This is a genomic window from Kocuria sp. KKT182 (assembly GCF_055635395.1).
The window spans coordinates 3797039-3821615 of sequence record NZ_CM145757.1 but is presented as its reverse complement, the minus strand read 5'-3'; the positions used below and the strand labels follow the sequence as shown (position 1 = coordinate 3821615).

The 24577-nt window shown below is 75.2% G+C and carries 18 protein-coding genes; 12 read left to right on the top strand and 6 right to left on the bottom strand.

Features of this window, described 5'->3' with window-relative positions; translation table 11 throughout:
- The first annotated feature begins 110 nt into the window (after positions 1 to 110).
- From ACZ2G1_RS17720 to ACZ2G1_RS17690, 7 genes are all read left to right on the top strand, one after another.
- Complete coding sequence (locus tag ACZ2G1_RS17720; RefSeq protein ID WP_470377231.1) at positions 111 to 824, top strand: hypothetical protein; 714 nt, start codon at positions 111 to 113, stop codon at positions 822 to 824.
- Positions 825 to 857: 33 nt separating this feature from the next.
- Complete coding sequence (locus ACZ2G1_RS17715; protein ID WP_470377230.1) at positions 858 to 4952, top strand: fibrinogen-like YCDxxxxGGGW domain-containing protein; 4095 nt, start codon at positions 858 to 860, stop codon at positions 4950 to 4952.
- The gene (locus ACZ2G1_RS17710) at positions 4952 to 5770 is read left to right on the top strand and encodes a CDP-alcohol phosphatidyltransferase family protein (RefSeq protein WP_109243312.1); all 819 of its coding nucleotides are present in this window, start codon (positions 4952 to 4954) and stop codon (positions 5768 to 5770) included. Before ACZ2G1_RS17715 ends, ACZ2G1_RS17710 begins: the two co-directional genes overlap by 1 nt.
- Positions 5760 to 6737, top strand: coding sequence for a glycosyltransferase family 2 protein (locus ACZ2G1_RS17705; RefSeq protein WP_095650431.1), 978 nt, complete (start codon positions 5760 to 5762; stop codon positions 6735 to 6737). Before ACZ2G1_RS17710 ends, ACZ2G1_RS17705 begins: the two co-directional genes overlap by 11 nt.
- Before the next feature lie 7 nt (positions 6738 to 6744).
- The gene (locus tag ACZ2G1_RS17700) at positions 6745 to 8019 is read left to right on the top strand and encodes an O-antigen ligase family protein (RefSeq protein WP_470377229.1); all 1275 of its coding nucleotides are present in this window, start codon (positions 6745 to 6747) and stop codon (positions 8017 to 8019) included.
- Complete coding sequence (locus ACZ2G1_RS17695; protein WP_470377228.1) at positions 8016 to 9542, top strand: lipopolysaccharide biosynthesis protein; 1527 nt, start codon at positions 8016 to 8018, stop codon at positions 9540 to 9542. The genes ACZ2G1_RS17700 and ACZ2G1_RS17695 overlap by 4 nt, the downstream gene beginning before the upstream one ends.
- 170 nt (positions 9543 to 9712) lie before the next feature.
- Positions 9713 to 11074 (top strand): YveK family protein, encoded by a 1362-nt coding sequence (locus ACZ2G1_RS17690; RefSeq protein WP_035926665.1) that lies wholly within the window; start codon positions 9713 to 9715, stop codon positions 11072 to 11074.
- Positions 11075 to 11144: 70 nt separating this feature from the next.
- Here ACZ2G1_RS17690 and ACZ2G1_RS17685 read toward each other — a convergent pair whose 3' ends face one another.
- Both ACZ2G1_RS17685 and rsmA read right to left on the bottom strand, forming a co-directional pair.
- Positions 11145 to 12092 (bottom strand): 4-(cytidine 5'-diphospho)-2-C-methyl-D-erythritol kinase, encoded by a 948-nt coding sequence (locus ACZ2G1_RS17685; protein ID WP_470377227.1) that lies wholly within the window; start codon positions 12090 to 12092, stop codon positions 11145 to 11147.
- Entirely contained in the window at positions 12089 to 12991 is a 903-nt protein-coding gene (rsmA, locus tag ACZ2G1_RS17680) for a 16S rRNA (adenine(1518)-N(6)/adenine(1519)-N(6))-dimethyltransferase RsmA (RefSeq protein ID WP_470377226.1), read from the bottom strand. Before rsmA ends, ACZ2G1_RS17685 begins: the two co-directional genes overlap by 4 nt.
- A gap of 263 nt (positions 12992 to 13254) precedes the next feature.
- Here rsmA and ACZ2G1_RS17675 point away from each other — a divergent pair, with 263 nt between their 5' ends.
- Entirely contained in the window at positions 13255 to 14151 is an 897-nt protein-coding gene (locus tag ACZ2G1_RS17675; RefSeq protein WP_017832383.1) for a DUF559 domain-containing protein, read from the top strand.
- A gap of 180 nt (positions 14152 to 14331) precedes the next feature.
- On the opposite strand, the gene ACZ2G1_RS17670 is transcribed toward ACZ2G1_RS17675, so the two are convergent.
- Positions 14332 to 15345: a TatD family hydrolase gene (locus tag ACZ2G1_RS17670; RefSeq protein ID WP_095650436.1), complete on the bottom strand. Its 1014-nt coding sequence runs from the start codon at positions 15343 to 15345 to the stop codon at positions 14332 to 14334.
- A gap of 166 nt (positions 15346 to 15511) precedes the next feature.
- On the opposite strand from ACZ2G1_RS17670, the gene ACZ2G1_RS17665 reads away from it, so the two are divergent.
- The 3 genes from ACZ2G1_RS17665 to ACZ2G1_RS17655 are packed head-to-tail and all read left to right on the top strand — an operon-like array spanning position 15512 to position 20243.
- Positions 15512 to 16462 (top strand): AAA family ATPase, encoded by a 951-nt coding sequence (locus ACZ2G1_RS17665; RefSeq protein WP_017832385.1) that lies wholly within the window; start codon positions 15512 to 15514, stop codon positions 16460 to 16462.
- Complete coding sequence (locus ACZ2G1_RS17660; protein WP_470377225.1) at positions 16459 to 17829, top strand: DUF58 domain-containing protein; 1371 nt, start codon at positions 16459 to 16461, stop codon at positions 17827 to 17829. The genes ACZ2G1_RS17665 and ACZ2G1_RS17660 overlap by 4 nt, the downstream gene beginning before the upstream one ends.
- Positions 17826 to 20243 carry a transglutaminase TgpA family protein gene (locus ACZ2G1_RS17655; RefSeq protein ID WP_470377224.1) on the top strand — a complete coding sequence of 806 codons (2418 nt, stop codon included), beginning with the start codon at positions 17826 to 17828 and terminating at the stop codon, positions 20241 to 20243. Before ACZ2G1_RS17660 ends, ACZ2G1_RS17655 begins: the two co-directional genes overlap by 4 nt.
- 111 nt (positions 20244 to 20354) lie before the next feature.
- Here the strand turns inward: ACZ2G1_RS17655 and cynS are convergent, their stop codons facing one another.
- From cynS to rsmI, 3 genes are all read right to left on the bottom strand, one after another.
- Positions 20355 to 20804, bottom strand: a complete 450-nt coding sequence (gene cynS, locus ACZ2G1_RS17650) for a cyanase (protein WP_035926675.1) — start codon at positions 20802 to 20804, stop codon at positions 20355 to 20357.
- 56 nt (positions 20805 to 20860) lie between these two features.
- Positions 20861 to 21703, bottom strand: coding sequence for a formate/nitrite transporter family protein (locus tag ACZ2G1_RS17645; protein ID WP_470377223.1), 843 nt, complete (start codon positions 21701 to 21703; stop codon positions 20861 to 20863).
- 185 nt (positions 21704 to 21888) lie between these two features.
- Positions 21889 to 22851 carry a 16S rRNA (cytidine(1402)-2'-O)-methyltransferase gene (rsmI, locus tag ACZ2G1_RS17640; RefSeq protein ID WP_425323782.1) on the bottom strand — a complete coding sequence of 321 codons (963 nt, stop codon included), beginning with the start codon at positions 22849 to 22851 and terminating at the stop codon, positions 21889 to 21891.
- Between the two features lie 78 nt (positions 22852 to 22929).
- Here rsmI and ACZ2G1_RS17635 point away from each other — a divergent pair, with 78 nt between their 5' ends.
- On the top strand, positions 22930 to 24573 hold the full coding sequence (locus ACZ2G1_RS17635; RefSeq protein ID WP_244915733.1) for a dolichyl-phosphate-mannose--protein mannosyltransferase: 1644 nt from the start codon (positions 22930 to 22932) through the stop codon (positions 24571 to 24573).
- Positions 24574 to 24577 lie beyond the last annotated feature (4 nt).

The window sequence follows — 24577 nt, the reverse complement described above, 5'->3', positions numbered from 1 at the left end:
GGCGGGGGGTCGTCCGGAACGCCGCGGGGGTCCCTCGACCCACAACCTGCGGCGGATCACCGCGGCGCCGGCCACTCGGCGCCGGAAGTTCAGATCTGGGGGGAGCTGACATGATCCTTGACCTGTCGTGCACATCGAGCACTCGAGGTCCCACTGCCCGAACAGCCCGCACGGTGCTGGGCGGGCTCCTGCTCGCCGGCGTCCTGACCGGCTGCGGCACCGCCGGCGCCACGGACGACCCGGCGGCCGACGCCCTCGAGGCGTCCACCGTGGTGGAGCTGGAGACGCCGCAGGAGGTCCGCGCCAAGGACCTGCCCTCGGCGGCGCCCGTGGCCGCGGACGCGCCCGAGGTCGAGCAGATCGAGGCGGTGCTCGAGGCCCAGGAGGCCTTCGTCCCGTCCGACCGGCCGGCCCCGGCGGACCCCGCCAACCCGGAGTCCTCCGCCGAGCTCGGCGGCGGGGACGATCCCGCCGAGCTGGACCCGGCCGCCGTCGCGGCGGCCGAGGAGAACGCCGCCGGCGCCGCCCTCCAGGAGGTCCTCGCGTCCCTGGCCGAGTTCGAGCACCAGGGCTGGGAGCAGCGCGGAGCGCCCGTCGTCGTCGGCGATCCCGTCTCCGCCCCGCTGCCCACGGACGACGGCGAGGCCGTGCGCGTCACCGTCTGCCTGGACTCCTCCGAGGTCACCGTCGTGGACCGCGACGGCGTGGTCGTCAGCGGCAAGCAGAAGGACCGCAGGGCCCTGCACAACTACGACCTCTTCCGCCAACCGGGCCAGTCCTGGCAAGTCGTCCAGCACGGCTTCCCCGACGACCCGACCTGCTGATCCGTCCGCACGAACCTGTTGAGGAACCACACCATGGGAAACACGAACACCCCGCCCCGGGCGGACAGGAGCCGGCGCCGTGCGCGCACGGCCCGCACCAAGGCGTCCCTGGGCATCGGCACCGTGCTGGCCGTCGCAGCGACGCTGCTGACCTCCGTCCCGGTGGGCGCCGCCGAGGCGCCGCCGGTGGACGGCAAGTCCGCGGCCTCGGCCGCGGCGTCCTGCTGGGAGATCAAGCAGAAGGACCCGAAGTCCGCCTCCGGCGTCTACTGGCTGGTCACCCCGGCCATGACCGCGCCCGAGCAGTTCTACTGCGACCAGGTGACCGACGGCGGCGGCTGGGTCCTCGTGGGCCGCGGCCGCAACGACTGGAAGGAGTACTACCAGGGCGTGGGCACGCCCAAGGACGTCTCCTCCACGGTCTCGGGCACCGCGGCCTTCGCACCCAAGCAGCTGCCCTCCGAGACGGTCGACGAGCTCCTGAACGGGCAGCGGCCCGACTCCCTCGAGGACGGCATCCGGATCCGCCGGGCCCGTGACGCCGGGGGCACCACCTGGCAGGAGGGGCGGATGAAGATCTCCGCCAAGCCGTACTGGAACTGGACGTTCGGCTCCCGCACCCCGGTCACCTCCTTCTCCCTGGTCTACGGCACCGGGGTGGCCTCCGGGACCACCGGCACCACGAACGACTTCGGCACGAACACCGGCACCGCCCGCGTGCGCTTCCAGGACGTCACCGAGACCAGCTGGCAGCGCGGCTTCCGCTACGGCGACGGCGTGACCGGCAGCAACACGAGCACCACCTACCTGTGGACGCCCACCGCCGGCGGGAAGGGCGCCATCCCCTTCACCCAGATGTACCTGCGGCCCAAGGTCACCCAGCAGGCGTTCACCGGCAAAGCGATCCCGGACTCCGGCACCGCCGCGGCCGCCCAGCGGGCCCTGCCCAACAGCGGCGCCGAGCCCACGAAGTGGGGCGCCGTGGAGCGCGCCGACGGGCAGGGTGAGGAGATGAACACGGAGGTGCAGGCCTTCGAGCAGATCGGGAGCACGGTCTTCGCCGGCGGCAACTTCAAGGCGATGCAGCGCAACGCGGCCGGCACCGGGCGCGTTGCCCAGTCCTACCTGGCCGCCTTCGACGTCAACACCGGCGAGCTGCGCACCGACTTCCGCCCGGTCTTCAACGGCCAGGTGAAGGCCCTCGCCGAGCTGCCGAACAACCGGCTGGCCGTGGGCGGGCGCTTCAGCACCGTCAACGGCGTGAGCGCCCCCGGCTTCGTGGTGCTCGACTCCACGACCGGCAAGATCGACACCGCCTGGAACCTCAAGGTGGAGAACCTGCTGACCGGCGGTGTGCTGCAGGTCCGGACGCTCGACGTGCAGGGCGACCACCTGTACCTGGGCGGGGCCTTCACCCACCTCAGCGGCGGGCAGGAGACCGGGCGTGTCTACGCCCGGTCCGGCGCCCGCGTGAAGATCTCCACGCGCACCCCGGACGCCGGCTGGAACCCGGAGTTCAACGGCACCGTGACGAGCGTGGACGCCTCCGCGAAGGGCGACCGGCTCTACGCGGCCGGGTACTTCAACCAGTCCCAGGGCGCCTCGGCGTTCCGCCTGGCCGCGGTGCGCACCACCGCCGGCGCCCCGCTGGACACCTGGACGTGGGAGCCGTCCGTGCCCGTGGACTACGCCAACCCCGGCCAGACGGCCTTCCAGCTCGCCGTGCGCGAGCAGGGGAACACCGTCTGGGCCGGCGGCGCCGAGCACTCGATGTTCGGCTACGACCGCTCCACCTTCCAGCGCACCTCCTGGGGCATCACCTCCCTGGGCGGTGACATCCAGGCGATCACCTCCACCGACGACACCGTCTACGGCGCCTGCCACTGCTTCCACTGGTTCAACGCCGGCGCCACCAAGTGGATCAAGGCCGGGGGCAACACCCAGCCCGTGACCGTGGCCGACCGGATCAACGCGATCGGCGCGTGGGACGCCGCCGGCGGCAAGTACCTGCCCGGCTTCAACCCGGACATCAAGGGCTTCGGCGGCTGGGGCGTGTGGGCCACCCTCGTGGACAGCAACGGGGTCCTGTGGACCGGCGGCGACATCAACCGCAGCGTCTCCACCTCCGGCTCCGCGCAGTGGTCGGGCGGCTTCCTCCGCTTCGCCCCGCGGGACGCCAAGGCCCCGGCCGCGCCCACGGGCCTGAAGGTCGCCCGGGACGGCGACTCCGCCGCCCTCTCCTGGACGGCGGCCCCCGAGTCCGGCGTGACCTACCAGGTGCTGCGCAACGACCGGCCCATCGGCACCGCCACGGGCACCAGCCTGAAGGTCCCGCACGTGGACGCCGCCCGGTACGCGGTGCGCGCGGCGGACGCCGCGGGCAACGTCTCCGCCTCCACCCCGGTGGTGGTGGCCGGCTCGCAGCCTGCCCCGGAGCCGCAGCCCGAGCCCGCGCCCGGCACGAGCACCCTGATCGCAGAGGGCGCCACGTGGAAGTACCACCACAACCGCGACGTCTCGCCCGGGGCGAACTGGACGGCCGCCGACTACGACGACTCCTCCTGGAAGCAGGGCTCGGCCGTGCTCGGCTGGAACGACGCCTCGGTGAAGACCACGCTCGTGGCCGACGGCACCCGCCCGATCGTCACCCAGTTCCGCAAGACCGTGGACGTGGCCGACGCCTCCAAGGTGGCCAAGCTGACCCTCACCACCCGCGCCGACGACGGTGTGGTCGTCTTCGTCAACGGCAAGGAAGTGGTCCGCTCCAACGTCGCCGAGGGCTCGCTCGAGGACACGCCGTGGGCGCTGTCCGCGCGGCGGACCGCCACCGCGGTGGCCGAGCCGGTCGTGGTCGAGGTGCCCGGATCGGCGTTGAAGACCGGCAAGAACGTGATCTCCGCCCAGATGCACTCCAGCTGGACGAACACCACCGACGCCACCTTCGACCTCTCCGCGGTGGTCACCGCCGGCACGCAGCCGGCGCCCCCGGCGGAGGAGGAGCCGCCGGCCGAGGAGCCGCCCGCGGAGGAGCCCCCGGCCGACGAGCCGGCCGGTCCCAACACGCTGGTCGCCGAGGGCGCCACGTGGAAGTACCACCACGACCGCGCCAACCCGCCGGCCGAGGACTGGGCCGGCACCGGCTTCGACGACGCCGCGTGGAAGCAGGGATCGGCCGTGCTCGGCTGGGGCGACGCCTCGGTGAAGACCACGCTCGTGGCCGACGGCACCCGCCCGCTCACCACCTACTACCGCAAGGAGGTGGACGTGGCGGACGCCTCCGAGGTGGCGAAGCTGACCCTCACCACCCGCGCCGACGACGCCGTGGCGGTCTACGTCAACGGCAAGGAGGTCGCCCGGGACAACCTGCCCGACGGCGACCTCGGCCCCGGCACCTACGCGACGGCCCCGCGCCGGACGGCCACCGCGGTGGCCGACCCGGTCGTGGTCGAGGTGCCCGGATCGGCGCTGAAGACGGGCAAGAACGTGATCGCCGCCGAGGTGCACTCCAACTGGACGAACACCACCGACGCGACCTTCGAGCTCTCCGCGGTCGTCACCCCCGGCACGCAGCCGGCGCCGCCCGCGGAGGAGCCCCCGGCCGAGGAGCCGGACGCGCTGGTCGCCGAGGGCGCCACCTGGCGGTACCACCACGACCGGGCGAACCCGCCGGCCGGGGACTGGGCCGGCACGGCGTTCGACGACGCCGCGTGGAAGCAGGGCTCGGCCGTGCTCGGCTGGGGCGACGCCTCGGTGCGGACCACGCTCGTGGCCGACGGCACCCGCCCGCTGACCACGTACTACCGCCGGTCCCTGGACGTGGCCGACGTCTCCAAGTACGGGAAGCTCACGCTCACCACCCGGGCCGACGACGCCGTGGCGGTCTACGTCAACGGCAAGGAGGTCGTCCGGGACAACCTGCCGGACGGCGACCTGGGCCCCGGGACCTACGCGCTGGCGCCGCGCCGGACGGCCACCGCGATGGCCGCCCCGGTCGTGGTCGAGATCCCCGCGTCGGCGCTGCGCAACGGCAAGAACGTGATCGCCGCCGAGGTGCACTCCAACTGGACGAACACCACCGACACGACCTTCGACCTCGAGCTCGTGCCCAGCACGGAGGCGAACGCCTGATGAGCACCACCGACACCGCCGCCCCGCGGCGCCGTCCGAGCTACGAGGAGGCCCTGGCCGGGCTGCGCGCGGCGCAGAAGCCCGGCCAGGGGGTCCCGGCGTACACCCGGTGGGTGAACCGCCCGCTGGCCCGCTACGCCGCCGCGCGGGCCGCCGCGGCGGGGCTGACCCCCAACGGGGTGACCGCCCTCAGCGCGGTCCTCTCCGCGGCGGGGCTGGTCGTGCTCGTGGCGGCCCCGCCCACCCCGGCCACGGGCGTCGTCGTCGCCCTGCTCCTCGCCGCCGGCTACGTCCTGGACTCCGCCGACGGGCAGGTGGCCCGGCTCACCGGCACCGGCTCGCCGGCCGGGGAGTGGCTCGACCACGTGGTCGACTCGATCCGGACCCCGGCGCTGCACCTGGCCGTGGCGGCCGCCGCCCTGCTGCACCCGCGGCCCGAGGCGTTCCCGGCAGCGGCCCTCGCGGTGCTCGCCGCGCTGTTCGTGCTCGTGGAGGTCGGCCAGTTCATGAGCCAGATCCTCGCCGAGCAGCTGCGGCGCAAGGGCGGCCTTGCCGGGCCGCCCGCGGGCGGGACGCTGCGCTCCTTCCTCAACCTGCCCACCGACGCGGGGGTCACCTGCTGGATCTTCCTCCTCTGGGGGCTCCCCGCGCTCTTCCTGCCCGCCTACGCGATCCTGCTGGCCGCCCTCGCGGCGATCAGCGCGGTCTCCATGCGGCGCAAGTACCTGGGGCTGACCGCACGGCCCGCCGCCACCGACCCGGACGCCGACGCCGTCGGCGCCCTCCCGACCGACAGGAGCACCCGCCATGTCCGCTGACGTCCTCGCCCCGGCCCCGGCCACGACCGCCGCCACCGCCGCAGGCTTCCGCACCGCCCACCCGTCCGTGTCCGTCCTGATCGCCACCGCCGGGCGGCCCGAGATGCTCCGCGAGGCGGTCCGCGCGATCGTCGAGCAGGACTACGCCGGCCCGCTGCAGGTCGTCGTGGTCTTCGACCGGATCGAGGTCGACCCGCTCACGGACGTGGAGGTCCCGGCCGGCGTGGAGCTGCGCACCGTGCCCAACACCCGGTCCCCGGGCCTGGTGGGCGCCCGCAACACGGGCATCCACGCGGCCACCGGGGAGATCATCGCCTTCTGCGACGACGACGACGTCTGGGCCCCGCGCAAGCTCACCCGGCAGGTGGCGCACTGGCACCGGCACCCGGAGGCCTCCGCGATCGCCGGCGCGATCGACATCGTCTCCCACGAGCGCACCATCCGGCGCGTCCCGCAGGCCGTGGCCACCTTCCCGGAGCTGCTGGCCGACCGGATGATGGAGATCCACCCCTCGGCGCTGATCTGCCGCCGCGCCGACCTGTACGGGCCCGTGGGCCTCGTCGACGAGGACCTGCCGTCCTCCTACGGCGAGGACTACGACCTGCTGCTGCGCCTGGCCCGGCACGCCCCGGTGCACTCCGTGCCCGAGACCGTGCTGACCGTGCGCTGGGACCGGCCCTCCTTCTTCCGCCAGCAGTGGGGGGACATGGCCGACGCCCTGACCTACATGCTGCGCAAGTTCCCCGAGTTCGAGACCTCCGACCAGGGCACGGCCCTGATGGCCGGCCAGGTCGCGTTCGCCCACGCCGCCCGCGGCGACCGCCGGGAGGCGGTCCGGTGGGCGCGGGCGGCGCTGCGCCGGGACCGCGGCCAGCTGCGGGCCTGGGGTGCCCTGGCCGTGGCGACCGGCGCGGTCAGCGCCGAGCGGCTGCAGAACGCCGTGTCCTTCTTCGGCAGAGGGGTGTGAGGCGGCCGTGGCGCTCCTGAGCCCCTCGGTGGTGCGGCCGGCCCCGGTCCGCCGCACCACCGGCGTCCTGCCCGCCTGGCCGCTGCTGGTCCTGTTCTGGGGGCTGCCGCTGATCTGGGCCTCCGGCGCCCTGCAGTTCGCCCCGGCGCTGCTCGCCGTGGTCATGCTCTTCCTGCTCGTGCTCCACCGCTCGGTGACGGTCCCGTGGCCGGCCTGGGTGCTCGTGGTGTTCCTGCTGTGGATGGCGGCGAGCTCGGTGCAGATCGAGGGGTTCGGCTCCTGGATGGGCTTCGCGCTGCGCTGGGTCAACATCTGCGCCGCGCTGATCTACTTCGTCTACTACTGGAACGCCCGCGAGACCCTGGACCACCGGCGGTTCCTGCGGGCCGCCGTGGTCGCGTGGGCCACGCTCGTGGGACTGGGCCTGCTGACGTTCGTGATCCCCGAGGCGCGGCTGACCACCCCGATCGGCCTGCTGCTGCCGGAGGGCATCACCTCCAACGCGCTGGTGCAGAACTTCTTCTTCCCGCCCCTGGCGGAGGTCCAGCTCCCCTGGGGCGCGCCCGAGCCGTACAACCGGCCGGCCGCACCGTTCCCGTACACCAACGGGTGGGGCTCCGGGTTCGTGCTCCTCACGCCCCTGGTCCTCGCCTACCTCACCACCGTCCGCTTCCGCGCCCGGCACCTGCTGATCGTGGCCGGGCTGGTGGCCTCGCTCGCCCCGGCCGTGGCGACCACCAACCGGGGCATGTTCCTCGGCATCGCGGTGGCGCTCGGCTACGTGATGGTCCGGATGGTCCTGCGGGGCCGGATCGGGGTGGCCCTGGCCGGGGTCGCCGGCACGGCCGCCGTCGGCGGGTGGCTCGTGGCCAGCGGCGCCGTGGAACGGATCCTGGGCCGCCAGGAGTACAGCGACAGCACGGGCACCCGCTCCGACCTGTACCGGGACACGTTCCTGGCCACCCTGGACTCCCCGCTGCTCGGCTACGGGGCGCCGCTGTACGACGAGACCGTCGGCATCGAGATGGGCACTCAGGGCTACGTCTGGACCCTCATGTTCTGCTACGGGCTCGTGGGCCTGGGCCTGTTCGTGGCCTACCTGCACGGGACCACGCTGCTGACGCTGAAGGTCCGCACCACCACCGGGCTGCTCGTGCACTCCGCGCCCGTGGCCGCGTGCCTGTTCTTCACCTACTACGGCCTCGACGCGGTGCAGTTCATCCTGATCAGCCTGAGCCTGGCCGTGCTGCTGCGCTCCCGGCGCTACGGGGAGGGGCTGTGAGCGCGCAGCCGCTGGCGCGCTCGGGCTCGCTGACCTTCGCCTTCGTGGTCACCGGCGCGGGCCTCGCCTTCGCCGCCACGCTGGTGGTCTCCAACGCCTCGGGCGCGGCGGCGGCCGGTCAGTTCTTCCAGGTGGTGGCCGTGCTGGCGATCGCCACCACCCTGTCCACCTTCGGCGCCGACACCGGGCTGGTGCGGGCGGTCCCCGCCCTCACCGCCCGGGGCCAGGGCGCCGCGGTGGCCGGGGTGCTGCGGATCGCGGCCCGGCCGGTGCTCGTGCTCGCCGCGGGCGTCGCCGCCACCGCGGCCGTGCTCACGGCCGTGCCCGGGGCCCTGCCCGACGGCGTGGGCCCCGCCGTGCTGCTCGCGGCGCCCTTCCTCGTGCTGGGCGCCGTGCTCAACCTCGCCTTCGGCGCCCTGCGCGGGCTGCACCGGGTGCCGACCTTCTCCTTCCTGCAGAACGTGGTGCTGCCCTCGCTGCGGGTGCTCGGCGTCCTCGCCGTCGTCGTCGCCGGCGGCGGGCTGCTCGCCCTCACGGCGGCGTGGACGGCACCGGTCGCCGTGGTCGCCGTGCTCGCCCTCCTGCTGCTGCGCCGCTGTCTCCGGGACCTGCGCGACCGGCCCGGGGCCGCTCCCCCGCCGGAGCCGGACCAGCAGCGGCGGGCGTTCTGGTCCTTCTCCTCCGCCCGCGGCGTGACCGCGGTGGTCGAGGCGCTGCTCGAGTGGCTCGACGTGCTGCTCGTGGCCGCGTTCCTGGGCCCCGCCGCGGCGGGCGTCTACGGCGTGGTCAACCGGTGCATCCGGGTGGGCGCCATGCTCGACCACACCGCGCGCATGGTCACCGGCCCGTCCATCAGCGCCGCCCTGGCGGTCGACGACCTCGCCACCGCCCGCTCCGTGTTCACCCGCACCACCGCCGTGCTCGTGGCCGGCGCCTGGCCCTTCTACCTCACCCTGCTGCTGTTCGGGCCGGTGGTCCTGTCCTTCTTCGGCGAGGGCTTCGAGTCCGGCTACCCCGCGATGCTCGTCATCGCCACCGCCATGCTCCTGGCCGTCTCGGCCGGCGGCGTGCAGTCCCTGCTGCTGATGGCCGGGCGCAGCCGGTGGCAGCTGATGAACAAGTCCGCGGCCCTGGCCGTGGCCGTGGCCCTGAACCTGTGGCTGATCCCGCAGTGGGGCCTCGTGGGAGCCGCCACGGCGTGGGCGGCGTCGGTGCTCACCGACACGGGGCTGGCCCTGTTCCAGTCCGTGCGGCTGCTCGGCATCGCCCCGCGCTGGTCCGTGGTCGGCGCCATCGCCGCGGCCGCGGCCGTGCTCACGGGCGGGGGCGGGCTGGCCGTCCGCGCCCTGCTCGGCACCACCACCACCGGCCTGCTCGTCCACCTCGCGCTGACCGGCCTGCTCGTGACCGGCGCCGGGGCGGTCCTCGTGCTCCGCGGCCGCGCCGCCGTCCGGGGGACGGACGCCGAGGCGTGTGGTCCGAAGAGACCACGGGATCACCGGGTCCTGCTGTGGTCCCGATGAGTTTGCATCTGTAACATTTCAATCGATCGACATCGGAATCAGGACGCGGCCGACCGGGCTGGACCCGGCAGCGCTTCCCGGGGCCGGGGTCGGCGATCCGCCGGGGGGCGGACGCCGGGCGCGGCTGCTCCATCCGAGACGACCCGCGATCCACCAGGGGGGAAATCCACATGAGCGAGACTCTGAACACCATCGGCGCCGAACGGCGCCGAACCCGGGACGACACCGTCCGGGCCCGGCCGAACCGGCCGGAGCCGGCGGACCCGACGCCCGCGTGGCGCCGCGTCCTGCACCGGTGGCCCACGATCCTCAGCACCTGGCTCGTCGTGCTGGCCGCCGCCCTCGTGGCGGGTCTGCTGTGGCCGCCGACCTACCAGGCGACCGCCTCGATGACCGTCACGCCGAGCGCGGTGAACCCGCTCACCGGCGACTCCGGCTTCGAGGAGGTCGAGATGCAGACGGAGATGGCCACGATGGCCTCGCAGCGCATCACCCTGCGGGCCGCCGCCCTGCTGCAGGACGTCCCCGTCGAGGAGGCCGACCCCGCGCTGGCCGAGGACCTGCTCGAGCGGCTCTCGACCACCGCCCCGGACGACACCCAGGTGCTCCGCGTGACAGTGACCGGCGACGACCCGAACCAGGCCGCCGAGCGCGCCAACGCCCTGGCCACCGCCTACCTCGCCGACCGCGGCGAGGACGTGCAGACCACCGCCGACGACACGCTGAAGCGCATCGACGAGTCCATCGCCGGCCTCGAGCGCAGCGACGACGACTCCTCCAGCCTGCGGCAGTTGCGCGAGCAGCGCACCGCCCTCGCCCTCATCGCCCCGACGCCGGGCCGCGTGATCAGCGAGGCCACGCCGCCGCAGGAGCCCTCCTCGGCCGGCATCCCGCTCTTCGTGGCCGGCGGCGTGGTCGGCGGCCTGGTCCTCGGCGCCCTCGCCGGGGCGTTCCGGGAGCGCGCCGACCGCAGCGTGCGCCGGCCCGACCGGCTCGCCGACGGGACCGGTTCGCCCGCCGTGGTGCTGAACTCCGTGGACGACGAGGACGGCGCGCTCGAGCTGCTGCGCCGGCTCTCCCAGGACGAGGACCGCGCGGTGCCGCGGCCCGGCTCCCGGATCGCCGTGCACTCGGCCCTGCCCGGACAGGCCACCGTGGTCGTCCAGGCACTGGACGCCGTCGTCTCCTCGTGGGGCGGCACCGTGGAGGTCGTGGACACCCGCACCCTCACGGACGCCGTGGGCCCGCTGGGCGACACCGACTGGCTGGGCATGGACGACACCACGCCCTCGCTGCTCGTGGCCACGGTCCCGCCCCGCGCGGGTGCCGCCGAGCTCGCCGCCCTGACCGACCGGGTGGACGGCGTGGTTCTGGCCGTGGAGCCCCGGGGCCGGCTGCGCCGGTTCCAGGAGCGCTTCGAGCGGCTCAGCGGCCGCGGCGCCGCCGTGGTCCCCGCGTTCGTGGTGCAGCGCCAGGTGCGCCCGGGCACGGACGCCGCGCCGGCCCGGGACGCCGCGCCGCAGCACCGCTGATCGTCCGCCGGCGCCGCCTGAACCCGGGAGGTCAGGTCAGATCCAGGCGCCGGCGGCCGGAGGCCAGGGGTCAGGGAGCCCGCACCGCGAGAGCGGGCGCTCCCTGGCCCCTGAGCACGTCCGCGAGGTCCTCGGCCGCGGCGGCGTCCGCCACCAGGTGCGCCACCGTGGGCCCGGACCCGGACACGAAGCTCGCCAGGGCGCCGGCGGCCGCGCCCGCGGCCAGCACCGGCCCCAGCTGCGGCGCGAGGGACAGGGCCGCGGCCTGCAGGTCGTTGGCCAGCAGCGGGGCCAGCTCACCGGCCGCCCCGGCGCCCAGGACCGCCTCGAGGTCGCCCGGCAGCCGCGGCGCCGGGACGTCCTGATCCGCGCGCAGCCGGTCCAGCTCCGCGTAGACGGCGGGCGTCGACAGGCCCGCCTCGGCCGCCACCAGCACCAGGTGCAGCGTCGCCCCGACCGCCACCGGGCGCAGCCGGGATCCCGTCCCGGTGCCGACCGCGGCCCCGCCCGTCAGCGCGAACGGCACGTCGGCGCCGAGACCGGCCGCGAGCTCCAGCAGCGCGTCGTCGTCGAGCGCGGAATCCCCCGAGACGCGGGCGGCGAGCCGGTTCACGGCGACCAGGGCCGCCGCGGCGTCCGCGGAGCCCCCGCCCATGCCGCCGGCCACGGGCACGGCCTTCTCGAGCTGCAGGTGCAGCCCGCCGGCCAGGGGCGGGAAGCGGGCGAGCACGGCCTCGGCGGCCCGGACGGCCAGGTTGGACCCGTCGGTGGGCACCGCGTCCAAGCAGAACGTCCCGCGATCGAGCTGCTGGGCCACGAGCGAGCCCGGGACCGCCGCCACGCCCACGGTGGTGCCGGCGCCCCGGGTCAGCGTGGCCGTCACGGTCTCCCCCGTGCTCACCGCGCAGTACAGGCTCGCGACGTCGTGATAGCCGTCCGGGCGCGGCGGGCCCGCGGCGAAGAACAGGTTGACCTTGCCGGGCGCGCCGGCGCGCTCCGTGAGCAGCACCGTGGTCATGCCCCGCGCACCCCGGCGGTCAGGCCCGCGGCGGCGCCGGCCTGCGCGATCCGGGCGAACTCGTGGACGTCCAGCCTCTCCCCGCGCTCCCCGGGGTCGATTTCGGCGGCCTCGAGGATCTCGCCGGCCGCCGCGGCGGAGCCCGCCCAGCCGGCGAGGGCGGCCCGCAGGGTCTTGCGCCGCTGGGCGAAGGCGGCATCCACCGCGGCGAAGACCAGCTCCCGGTCCACGTCCGCCACCGGCTGCTCGCGGCGGACGAAGCGCACCAGCCCCGAGGCGATCTTCGGCGCCGGCCAGAACACGTTTTTCCCGATCGTCCCGGCCTTGGTGACCTCGGCGTACCAGGAGGCCTTGACCGACGGCACCCCGTACACCTTGGAGCCCGGCGCCGCGGCCAGCCGGTCCGCGACCTCCTCCTGCACCATGACCAGCCCGCGGCGGATCGAGGGGAAGCGGGCCAGCAGGTGCAGCAGCACCGGGACGGCCACGTTGTAGGGCAGGTTCGCCACCAGGGCGGTCGGCTCGGCGGGCAGCTCCTGCACGCGCATGGCGTCCTGCTCGAGCACGGTCAGCCGCCCCGCCCGCTCGGGGCGCAGCCGCTCCACCGTGTGCGGCAGCTGCGCCGCCAGCGGGGGGTCGATCTCCACCGCCACGACCTGATCGGCGGCGTCCAGCAGCCCCAGGGTCAGCGAGCCGAGGCCCGGTCCCACCTCGAGCACCGTCTCGTGCTCCCCCAGCCGCGCGGCGGCGATGATCCGCCGGATCGTGTTGGGGTCGATCACGAAGTTCTGCCCCAGCGTCTTGGTCGGCCGGATCCCGAGCTGCTCGGCGAGCGCCCGGATCTCCGCGGGCCCCAGCAGGGCGCGGGCGGCGGGCTCTGGCGCGGTGGATTCTGTCACCGCCCCATCGTATCGGCCCGGTGCCCTACCACCTTTTCGCCCCCTCCTGACGCCGAGCCCACACATTCCGGCCCCCTCGCCGCCGAGCCCCCACTGCGGTCGCATATCCCCACCATTCCTCTGGGGATATGCGACCGCAGTGGGGGCTCGGCGAGCACCGTATTCGCACTCCCCATTTCCCTGCTGCGCGGTCCGTCCGTTGTCTTGTTCCCGGGGGCGGCGGCACCGGCCCGCCCGGCCGGCTCCGGACCTATCACGGAGTCATGACCGAGCCCATGAGCCTCCACCAGCTGCACGACACCGGCCTCAGCGGCCGAGGGATCCGGCGCCGCCTCCGCGACGGAGATCTCCACCGGGTCCACCCTGGCTACTTCACGGCGTCGGACGCCTATCTGCGACTCAGACCCGAGGAGCAGGCGCTGCTCCGGCACCGGGCGCTCAGCCGGGCTGCCTCCGTGCCGCCGATCTTCTGTCTCGCCTCGGCGGCCCTGGTGCACGGCCTGGATCTTCGGCGCGTCCCGGCCCGTCTGCACACGCTCACCCGGCCGGGGCAGGGAACCCACAACGGATACGCCGGCATCGTGAGGCACCAGGAGCCCCTGCCGGCGTCCGACATCGTCACTGTCGGCGGGCTGCGCGCGACCACAGGTGAACGAACTCTGCTGGACTGCGCCCGCCTGCTGCCTTTCACGGACGCCGTGGTCCTGGCAGACCAGGCGCACTGTTTCGGTCTCACGCGGGCCCGGTTGGAGCAACGACTACCGGAGTGGGCCGGCCGACGCGGCGTGCGCAGAGCTCGGCGCGTGCTCGCCGCCATGGACACGCGCTCTGAATCCGTGGGTGAGACCCTTACCCGCCTCATGCTGGCGGAGTCCGTCCTGCCGGCGCCGGAGCTGCAGTGGGTGATCGTGGGCCGGACGGGGACCTACCGGGCCGACTTCGCGTGGCCCGAGCAGTGGCTGGTGCTCGAGTTCGACGGCGAGAGCAAGTACAGCGACTCCGCGGCCACGGTGATCCGCAACGAACGGCGGCGCGAGGTCGAGATCCAAGAGCTCGGGTGGACCGTCATCCGGGTCGGTTGGCACGACGTCGTCCGTACCCCGGCCGCGACCGTCGACCGGATCTCGGCCGCACTGCGCCGCACGGCAACGCCCCGCTGACCCAGGCTCCATCCCTCCCGGCCCGCCGCGTACCCGCCACTGGCCCGCCGAGTCCCCAAAGTGCTCGCATTTCCCCAGAGAGTTTCTGGGGAAATGCGAGCACTTTGGGGACTCGCCGCGTGAAGGGGCCAAGGTGTGGGGACTCGGCGGGGCGGGGAGGGGAAATGGGGGCGCCGCGGGTCAGAAGGGGCCGTACACCTCCAGCGTGTTCGCCCAGAGGCGCTCGCACAGCGGCTCGAGCTCCTGCTCGAGGATGCCCGCCATGCCGCGCACCGTGTAGTTGACCACGTAGCTGGCGTTGGGCCGGCCCCGGTACGGGTGGGGGGTGAGGAACGGGGCGTCGGTCTCGGTGAGCACCAGCTCAGGGCGGGCAGTGCGCAGCGCGGCCTTGAGGTCGTGGCTGTTCTTGAAGGTGACGGTCCCGGAGAAGGACATGTACCAGCCGTGCTCGTTGCAGGTGCGCGCGAGCTCCTCGTCCCCGGAGAAGCAGTGGAACACGGTGCGCTCGGGGGCGCCCTCCTCCAGCAGGACGGCGACGACGTCGGCGTGGGCGTCCCGGTCGTGGATCTGCAGCGCCTTGCCGGTCTCCTGGGCGAAGCGGATGTGCTCCCGGAAGGACCGCTTCTGATGCTCCCGCCCCTCTCCCTCGGTGCGGTAGTAGTCGAGACCGGTCTCGCCGAAGGCTCGGACCCGCTCGTGCTCCCCCAGGGAACGGATCGCGGCGAGCGCCTCGTCGAGGGTCCCGGCGGCCGCGAGCTTCGGCGCCTCGTTGGGGTGCAGCGCCACGGCGGCCAGCACCCGGGGGTCGGCCTCGGCGGCGGCCACGGCGAAGCGGGAGGAGGGGACGTCGCAGCCGACCTGGACGAGGCCGCCCACCCCGGCGAGGGCGGCGGCGTCCGCGGCGTCCCGGACCGAGACCTGGACCCGGCCGTCCTGCAGGTCGAGGTGGGTGTGGTTGTCGGCCACCGGGTGCGGCAGCGGCTCCGGCGCCGGCGGGTAGGAGAGGTTGCGGCGGCGCCCGTCGTCGGCCTGGGCGGAGCGGCGCCGGGTGCCCTCTCCCGCGGGGACGTCCTCGGGCACGGCGTAGTGCTCGGGCTCGTAGGCGGCGGGGGCCGCGCCGGGGGCGGGAGCGGGCCGGGCGGCGGGGTCGGGCCACAGGGAGGCGGCGAGGAGGGTGGCGTTGGGGTCGGTCACGGGCGGCACCTCAGGAGGTCTCGGGGAGCGGATCGGGAAAGGGGACGGGACAGCGGACAGCGGACAGGAGAGCCGACGGGAAACACGCGGGCACCGACCAATCTACGAGCTGGGCCCGGGCAGACATACTGGGAGCTGCAGACGCGAGCAGGAAGCCGAGGAGACCATGGAGTCCTTCCCCCAGTACACGCAGGCGATCCTGGACCGGATCAACGCGGTGATCGACGGCAAGCCGGAGGCGGCGCGCACGGCCCTGAGCGTGCTGCTGGCCGGCGGGCACCTGCTGGTCGAGGACGTGCCGGGCGTGGGCAAGACGATGCTGGCGCGCACGCTGGCCACCGCGATCGGCGGGACGGTCTCGCGCGTGCAGTTCACCCCGGACCTGCTGCCCACGGACATCACGGGCGTCTCGGTCTACGACCAGGCCCGGCGCGAGTTCGAGTTCAAGCCCGGCCCGGTGTTCGCCAACGTGGTGATCGGGGACGAGATCAACCGGGCCTCGGCCAAGACGCAGTCCGCGCTGCTCGAGTGCATGGCGGAGGGCCAGGTCACGGCGGACGGCACGACCTACCGGCTGTCGACCCCGTTCATGGTGGTGGCCACGCAGAACCCCGTGGAGATGGATGGCACGTTCCCGCTGCCGGAGGCGCAGCGGGACCGGTTCACGGCCCGGATCTCGATGGGCTACCCGGACACCGCGGCGGAGATGACGATGCTCACCGACCACGGCGGCGGCTCCCCGCTGGAGGGCCTGCAGCCGGTGGTCTCCCTCGAGGACGCGGCCCGCCTGGTGGCGCACGTGCGCGGCATCCACGTCTCGGACGCGGTGCGCGCCTACATCGTGGCGCTGGGCCAGGCCACGCGCTCGCACCCGCAGATCCGGCTGGGCGCCAGCCCGCGGGCCCTGCTCCAGCTGCAGGCCGCGGCCCGCGCGGAGGCCGCCCTGAGCGGGCGCGAGTACGTGCTGCCCGACGACGTGCGGGCGGTCGCGGTGCCGGTGCTCGCCCACCGCCTGATCCTGGACCGGCGCGCCGGCACCGACTCCGCGGAGGAGCTGGTGCGAGCGGTGCTGGACGAGGTGCGGGTCCCGGCCGAGCACACCCCCCGGACCCGATGAGGCGCCGGCCGGCGCCGGGGCGCACGGCGGAGGGCGAGCGGGCGGAGCAGCCCGTGGACTCCCGCGCCCGGTTCACGGGGCGCGGCTGGGCCTTCCTGGGGGCTGGCGCCCTGTGCCTGCTGCTGGCCACCTGGCTGGGCCGCAAGGACGTGCTGGCGCTGGCCCTGTTCCTCGGCGGCGCCCCCCTGTTCGCGGCCCTGTCCCTGTACGTGGTGAAGCCCAGGGTGCTGCTCAAGCGCGGCGTGGACCCGGCGCTGGTGACGGCCGGGGACTCCGCGGTGGTCCGGCTGCGCGTGCGGCACCGGACCCGGCGCGGCGGGACGGTCACCGGGGCGGTCGCCGTGCACGAGACGGTCCCGGAGCCGCTGGGCGGGGACCGCGAGCTGGTCGTGGAGGCCGGCGGGGAGCCCGCCGCCTACACCGTGCGCCCCCGCCGCCGGGGCGTGTACGCCCTGGGGCCGGCCACCGTGCGGGTGGCCGACCCGTTCGGCCTCGCCGCCGAGCTGCTCGACGCCTCCGAGCGCACGTCCCTGCACGTGGCGCCGGACGCCGTGGAGCTGCCGGAGATCAGCGCCGACCGGCTGCGGGAGTCCGGCACCGACCCGTCCCGGACGGCGCAGCCGCAGCCGGGCCCGGACAACGTGACCACCCGCGAGTACCGGCACGGCGACCCGATGCGCCGGGTGCACTGGGCCGCCTCCGCGAAGCAGGGCCGGCTGATGGTCCGCCAGGAGGACCCCCGCAGCACCCGCCGCCTGACCCTGGTCCTGGACCGCGACGAGGCCTCCTGGCCCGGGGAGCGCCTGTGGGCCGGTGTGCTCCCCAGCACCGCCGAGTTCGAGTGGGCCGTGTCCTTCACGGCCGCCGTGCTCGAGCACCTCACCCAGCGCGAGACCGCCCTGCACGCCCTCGACACCTTCGGCCGCCCGCTCCCCCGCGGTGGCGAGGACGACGACGACGCTCCCGCCCGCACCCGCGCCACCGCCGTCACCGACGACGGCGCCGAGGACGCCCGGCACGGGCTCGCGCGCGTCCGCCCCGAGCCCGCACCCCGGGAGACGGGGACCGGCGGGACCGCGGAGGACGCGCTGGCCGAGCGGTTCGACCGCGACGGCCTGGTCCACCCCGTGCTGCTGGTCTCGGGGGACCTCTCCGCCGCGGCCGCCGAGCGGGTCCTGGGCGGTACGCAGCGGGCGGCCGCCGGCAGCGCGGTGCTGGTGACCTCCTCCCCCGACCACGTCCCGGACGGGGCGGGGGTGCTCGAGGCGGCGGGCTGGTCCGTCGTCGTCGTGCCGGCGTCCGCCGCGCCCGAGGACGCGTGGGCGCAGCTGGGCTCCGCGGCCCGCGCGGCCGGGGCCGTCCGGTGAGCGCCGCCGTCCGCGCCCCTGCGCCCACCCGCCCGCCGGAGACCGCCGGACCGCCGGAGGACGCCGGGACGGGCCGCCGCCCGGTGCCCGCCGTGCTGGGCCTGGCCGGCACGGTCCTCGTGGCGGTCGGGCTGTCCCTCGTGGCGCTGACCGGGGTCCTCGACGGCGCGGGCTGGGTCCCCGGCGCGCTGCTCGCGGCCCTCGCCGTGGTCGTGGCGACCACCACGTCCCGCCTGCTGCGGCTGCCGGGCCTGCTGGCGCCCCTGTTCGGCGCCGGCGCCCTGACGCTCGTGCTCACGCTGCTGTTCCTGCGCGAGCCCGCGCTGCTCGGCCTCGTGCCCACCCCCGGGAGCCTGTCCCTCGGCGCGGAGCTGTGGCGGGAAGCGGCCGGGATCGTCGCGGAGCGGCCGGCCCCGTATCCGGGGGGCGCGGCGCTCGCGTTCGTCGCCGCCCTCGCCACGGGTCTCGTGACGCTGTTCGTGGACACGGTGCTCGTGGCGCTGCGGCTGCCGGGGCTCAGCGCGCTCGGCGTGCTGGCGCTGCTGGTGGTGCCCGCCCTGGTGCTGCCCGGGAGCGTGGGCGCGGCCGGGACGGCGGCCGCGGTGCTCGCGGCCCTGGTCCTGCTCGGCGGCGGACGGCGCTTCGGCGCGGTCCGCGAGCCCCGCACCGCCGCGGCGCCGGGCAGCTGGCCGCGGGCCCTCGTGGTGGGCGCCGGTGTGCTCGCGGTGACCCTGCTGGTCCCGGGCCTGGTGCCCGGCTTCGTCAACGGCGCGTTCCCCCAGGGCAGCGGTCTCGCCGGCGATCGCGCCTCCGGGGTGGGCCCGCTGCGGGCCGTGGGACAGGACCTGCGCTCCGCGCAGCAGCTGCCGCGCCTCGAGTACACGACGAGCACGGACGAGCCCGAGCTGCTCCGGGTCCTCACCCTCGCCGACTTCTCCGGGGCGGAGTGGTTCCCGGACACCACCGGGCTGGACCCCGAGCTCGACGACCTCGGCCCCACCCCGCTGCACCCCGTGGGCGGGGGCCCCGAGCGCAGCACCGCCGTGGAGCTGCGGGACTGGTCCGAGCGCTGGCTTCCGCTGCCGTGGGCGCCCGTGGACGTGGCGGGGCTCGAGGACGGCGGCTGGGCCTGGAGCCCGCTCGACCTCACCGTGCACGGGGAGCAGGTCCCGCCGGAAGGCACCGCCTACGAGGTCCGCTCGATCGTGCCCGAGCCCACGTCCGCGCGGCTGCGCGAGGCCCCCGCCGCGCCGGACTCCCCGGAGCTCGCCCCGTTCCGCGAACTGCCGGGCGAGACCCCGGCCGCCCTCCGGGACGCGGCCCGGGAGCGGGCGGGGGACGCCCCCACCGCCTTCGACCAGGCCCTGGCCCTGCAGGAGTGGCTGCGCTCGGACGAGTTCCGCTACGACGTGGACGCCCCGCTCGCGCAGGACTACGACGCCGGCGGCATGGCCTCGCTCGAGGAGTTCCTGGCCGTGCGCACGGGCTACGCCGGGCACTTCGCCCCGGCGATGGCCGTCATGGCCCGGGAGCTCGGCATCCCCGCCCGCGTGGCGGTCGGCTACCTCCCAGCCACCGGCGCCGCCCCGGACGGGTCGGCGGACGCCGACGAGCCGTTCGGGGACGCGGCGGAGGCGGGCGCCTTCACGGTCCTGCCCCGCGACGCGCACGCGTGGCCGGAGCTGTGGTTCGAGGGCTCCGGGTGGGTGCGCTTCGAGCCGACCCCCGGCACCGGCGACCTCCCCGGCTACGCCGCCGAGGGGCCGCAGGACGGGGACGGGCAGTCGCAGGAGGGCGAGGGCACCGCGGAGCCCACCGGCGCCCCGACCGACGCCCCCACCCCGGCGAGCACGGCGGACAGCCCCGACGAGGACGCCCCCTCCGCCGAGCCGACCGCCGTGCCCACCCCGGAGGCCCCCGCCGCGCCGGAGGCCGACGACGACGCCGGACCGGCCGGGTGGCTGCCCTGGCTGGCCGGGATCCTGACCGCCGCGCTGCTCGCCCTGCTGGCCGCCCTCCCCCGGCTCCTCCGGTCCCGGCGGCGCCGGCGCCGGATGCGGGTGCTGGGCGACGCGCAGGCGCCGGCGGCCGATCGGGCCCTGGCGGGGTGGGCGGAGGTCGAGGACCTGGGTGTCGACCACGGGCTGGGCCGCGCCGCCGCGGAGACGCCCCGGGCCTACGTGGACCGGATCGGCGCCGTGGTCCCGGCCGCCGCGTCGGCGCTGGGGCGGCTCGGCCGGGACGTGGAGCGGGCCCTCTACGCGCCGGGCACCGCGGAATGGACCCCGGAGGCCGGCCCCGAGGACGTCGCGGCGCTGCGGTCGGGTCTGGCCGGGCGCGGCGGCCCCGGCGCACGGCGCGCCCGGTGGCTCCCCCGCTCGGTGACGCCCCGCTCGGTGACGCACCGCCGCTGAGCGACACTCCGACCGCCGAGTCCCCCCGGTGCTCGCAGTTCCCCCCGATCGATCCGGGGGAACTGCGGGCACCGGGGGGACTCGGCGGGCCACGGGGTCAGGGGCGGGGCGTCACCACTTGTAGTCGAGGAACTTCCCGTCGAAGGTGACCACCACGCGGTCGCCGTCCGGGTCGGGCCGGCGGGAGACGTCGACCCGGAAGTTGATGGCGCTCATGATCCCGTCGCCGAACTCCTCGTGGATGAGCTCCTTCAGGGCCGGCCCGTACACGGAGAGAGCCTCGACGAAGCGGTAGACCGTGGGGTCCGTCATCCGCGCCGGGTCGCTGCCGCGGGACGGCTGCTGCTGCAGGCTCTCGGCGACCGTCCCGTCCAGGCCCAGCAGGTCGCACACCTGCCGGGCCTGCTCCGGGGTCATCGGGTGCTGGCCCAGCAGCGCGGCGGTCGTCCAGACGTGCGGGGCGCGGATCTCGTCGGCGATCTCGCGCCAGGACAGGCCGCGGCGCACCCGGGCGGCGACCACGAGGTCGGCGGCGTCGGACTTGGTCAGGATCGGGGTCATGCGGGGCTCCTCGGGAGTCGGCGAGCTGGTGGGGGCGGGTCGGCCGGATCCGGCGCTCACGCGACCGGGACGCGGTCCTCCTGCGCCGCCGGCCGGATGCGGGGCGCCCCGGTGCGGGCGTGGGTGGCGTAGAGGGTGAGCCCCACGAAGGTCAGCCCGCCCACCAGGTTGCCGAGCACGGTGGGGATCTCGTTCCACACGAGGTAGTCCATGACCGAGAAGTCGCCGCCGAGGAGCAGACCGGAGGGGAACAGGAACATGTTGACGATCGAGTGCTCGAAGCCCATGTAGAAGAACAGCATGATGGGCATCCACATCGCGATCACCTTGCCGGAGACGCTGGTGGACATCATCGCGGCGACCACCCCGGTGGAGACCATCCAGTTGCACAGGACGGCGCGGACGAACAGCGTCAGCATCCCGGCGGCGCCGAACTCGGCGTAGCCGACGGTCCGGCCCTCGCCGATCTCGCCGATCTGGCGGCCGACCTCGTCCGGGGGCAGGGAGAAGCCGTAGTTGAAGATGATCGCCATCAGCACGGCCACGACGAACGCCCCGGCGAAGTTGCCGGCGAACACCAGGCCCCAGTTGCGCAGCATCGAGCGGACGGTGACGCCGGGGCGCCTGTCGATGAGCGCGAGCGGCACGAGGGTGAACACGCCGGTCAGGAGGTCGAAGCCCAGCAGGTACAGCAGGCAGAACCCGACCGGGAAGAGCACGGCCCCGAGCAGGGGCTCGCCCGTCCGCACGGTGACGGTGACGGCGAAGGCCGCGGCGAGCGCGAGGATCGCACCGGCCATGAACGCACGGATCAGGGTGTCGCGGGTGGACATGGCGACCTTCGCCGCTCCGGCGTCGATCATCTTCGTGACGAAGTCGGCGGGCATCACATAGGACATGGCATGGCTCCGTTGCTGGACGGACAGGAGGATGCCGGGTCCCGCGCGGCACGTGCCCCGCTCCCGGCACGTCCCAGTCTGGACGGGCCGTGTTTCCGCACCGTGTCCCCGTCCGCTCCCGGGGGTCAACTCGGCCTCACCGGGGCGCGGCGAGCCTGTGAGGCGACGCCCGGGCCGGACCGCCCCTATGCCTTGCGGGCCGCCAGCACCGTCTCGTAGAGCTGCCGCTTGCCCACGCCCGTGCGCTCGGCCACGCGGCCGGCGGCGTCCTTGAGCCGGGTCCCGGCGGCCACGAGCGCCTCCACCTCGGCCACGAGGTCCTCGGGTCGCGCGGCCTCGGGGGCGGGGGCACCGGCGACGACGACGGCGATCTCCCCGCGCACCTGCCCCTGCCCGCACCAGTCCACGAGCTCGGTGAGCGAGCCCCGCACGACCTCCTCGTGCAGCTTGGTGAGCTCCCGGGCGACGACCGCCCGGCGGCCCGGGCCGAACGCGTCCCGCAGCGCGGCGAGCATGACCTCGAGCCGGTGCGGGGCCTCGTAGAAGACCATGGTGCGCCGCTCGCCGTCGAGCTCCGCCAGCCGAGCGGCACGCTCCGAGGACTTCCGCGGCAGGAAGCCCTCGAACGTGAACCGGTCCGTGGGCAGGCCGGACACGGCCAGTGCCATGAGCACCGCCGAGGGGCCGGGGATCGCGGTCACGGTCAGGCCCTCGGCGGCCGCGGCCTCCGCGAGCCGGTAGCCGGGGTCGGAGACGGTGGGCATCCCGGCGTCGGAGAGGACCAGCACGGTGCTTCCCGACCGGACGGCGTCGAGCAGCTCGGCGACCCGTCCGGCCTCGTTGTGCTCGTGGTGGGTGAGCACCCGGCCGCGCGTGGTGACCCCGAGCCCGGCGGTGAGCCGGCGCAGCCGCCGGGTGTCCTCCACGGCGAGCACGTCCGCGGTCTCGAGGGCCGCCCGCAGCCGGGGCGGCGCGTCCCCGAGGTTGCCGATCGGGGTGCCCGCCAGGACCACCTGCCCGGGGCCCGCGGCGGCGCCGTCGGAGGCGCCGTTCCGGGCGTCGGCGGCGTCGGTGGGGGCGCCGTTCCGGGCGTCGGCGGCGTCGGTGGGGGCGTCGGCAGGAGTGTCGTCGTGGGGTTCCGTGTGCACGGGTCCACTCTACGGCGCGCCCCGCGGGCCTCCTCCGCGGCTCAGCGGGCGCCGGGACGCGTCCCCTACGATGACACCGTGAGTTCCTCGGTGCGCGCCCCAGTCCTGGCGCCGGAGCCTCGGCCGGCGGCACCGGTGGGCACCCTGCGCCGGTCCCTGGCCCCCGCCGCCCTGCGGGAGCGGCTGCTGCCGGCCCCCGCGGCGGTGGCCCGGTTCGCGTGGCTGGGGCCGCTGCTGGTGGTCCTGCTCGGCGGGCTGCTGCGCTTCCACCGGCTCTCCCACCCGGACGCGATCGTCTTCGACGAGACCTACTACGTGAAGGACTCCTACTCGCTGCTGCTGCACGGCTACGAGCGGCAGTGGCCGGAGGGCGCCGACGAGCTGTTCGTGGCCGGCACCCCGCCGGAGGCCCTGGCCACCCCCTCCTACGTGGTGCACCCGCCGGCCGGGAAGTGGCTCATCGCGTTCGGCATGTGGCTCTTCGGCGCCGAGGACCCGCTGGGCTGGCGCTTCTCCGCGGCCCTGGTCGGGACGCTGTCCATCGCACTGGTGTGCGCCGCCGGGTGGCTGCTCTTCCGCTCGGTCACGGTGGCCACGCTCGCGGGGCTGTTCACCGCGGTGGACGGGCTGCACCTGGTGCAGTCCCGGCTCGCGATGCTGGACGTGTTCCTCATGTTCTTCGTGCTGCTCGCGTTCGTCCTGCTCCTGCTGGACCGGGAGCACGGGCGCCGCCGCCTGGTCGCCCGGCTGGGGGTGGCCCCGGACCGCGACGTCCCGGAGGCGGAGCTGCGGCGCCGCCTGGAGTGGGGGCCGTGGCTGGGCGTGCGCTGGTGGCGGATCGCGGCGGGCGCGGCCTGCGGGCTCGCGGTGGGCGTGAAGTGGAGCGCCCTGTTCCTGGTGGCCGGGCTGGGCGTGCTCACGGTGCTGTGGGACCTCAACGCCCGCCGGGTGGCCGGGGTGCGGCGCTGGCTGCCCGCCGGGGTGCTCAAGGACGGCGTGCCCGCGTTCTTCGCGGTCGTCGGGACGGGCCTGGTGGTCTACGTGTCCACCTGGGCGGGCTGGTTCGCCTCGACGGACGCCTACGACCGCACCTGGGCGCAGCAGCACCCGGGCGAGGGCCCCCAGTGGCTGCCCGCGCCCCTGCGCTCGCTGTGGGCCTACCACTCCTCCGCCTACGGCTTCCACAGCGGCCTGGGCACCGAGCACGCCTACGAGGCGCTGCCGTGGCTGTGGCTGACCCTGGGCCGGCCCACCTCCTACTTCTACGAGGACCCGGAGCGGGGCAGGTCCGGGTGCGCGGTGGAGCACTGCTCGCAGGCGATCCTCAACCTCGGCAACCCGCTCCTGTGGTGGACGGCGATCGCCGCCGTGCTCGTGGCCGCGTGGCTGTGGGCCGTACGGCGGGACTGGCGCTTCGGGGCGCTGACCGGTGTGTTCGCCGCCGGGTACCTGCCCTGGTTCCTGTACCCCGAGCGCACCATGTACTACTTCTACGCGCTGCCCGTGCAGCCGGCCCTGATGCTCATGCTCGCCGGCATGCTCGGCCTGGTCCTGGGCCGTCCCGGGGACACCGTGCGGCGCCGGCGCGCGGGTCTCGCGGTGGTGGGGGTGTTCACGGCCGCGGTGCTCCTGCTCAGCGCGCACTTCGCCCCCGTCTGGTACGCGGAGACCGTCGAGTACGCCCAGTGGCGGGAGCGGATGTGGTTCACCGCCTGGATCTGACCCG

Bases quoted from the DNA above. Each gene is read 5' to 3' on its own strand.
- ACZ2G1_RS17720 (WP_470377231.1), top strand. From the start codon at position 111: ATGATCCTTGACCTGTCGTGCACATCGAGCACTCGAGGTCCCACTGCC.
- ACZ2G1_RS17715 (WP_470377230.1), top strand. From the start codon at position 858: ATGGGAAACACGAACACCCCGCCCCGGGCGGACAGGAGCCGGCGCCGT.
- ACZ2G1_RS17710 (WP_109243312.1), top strand. From the start codon at position 4,952: ATGAGCACCACCGACACCGCCGCCCCGCGGCGCCGTCCGAGCTACGAG.
- ACZ2G1_RS17705 (WP_095650431.1), top strand. From the start codon at position 5,760: ATGTCCGCTGACGTCCTCGCCCCGGCCCCGGCCACGACCGCCGCCACC.
- ACZ2G1_RS17690 (WP_035926665.1), top strand. From the start codon at position 9,713: ATGAGCGAGACTCTGAACACCATCGGCGCCGAACGGCGCCGAACCCGG.
- ACZ2G1_RS17685 (WP_470377227.1), bottom strand. From the start codon at position 12,092: ATGACCACGGTGCTGCTCACGGAGCGCGCCGGCGCGCCCGGCAAGGTC.
- ACZ2G1_RS17675 (WP_017832383.1), top strand. From the start codon at position 13,255: ATGACCGAGCCCATGAGCCTCCACCAGCTGCACGACACCGGCCTCAGC.
- ACZ2G1_RS17665 (WP_017832385.1), top strand. From the start codon at position 15,512: ATGGAGTCCTTCCCCCAGTACACGCAGGCGATCCTGGACCGGATCAAC.
- ACZ2G1_RS17660 (WP_470377225.1), top strand. From the start codon at position 16,459: ATGAGGCGCCGGCCGGCGCCGGGGCGCACGGCGGAGGGCGAGCGGGCG.
- cynS (WP_035926675.1), bottom strand. From the start codon at position 20,804: ATGACCCCGATCCTGACCAAGTCCGACGCCGCCGACCTCGTGGTCGCC.
- ACZ2G1_RS17645 (WP_470377223.1), bottom strand. From the start codon at position 21,703: ATGTCCTATGTGATGCCCGCCGACTTCGTCACGAAGATGATCGACGCC.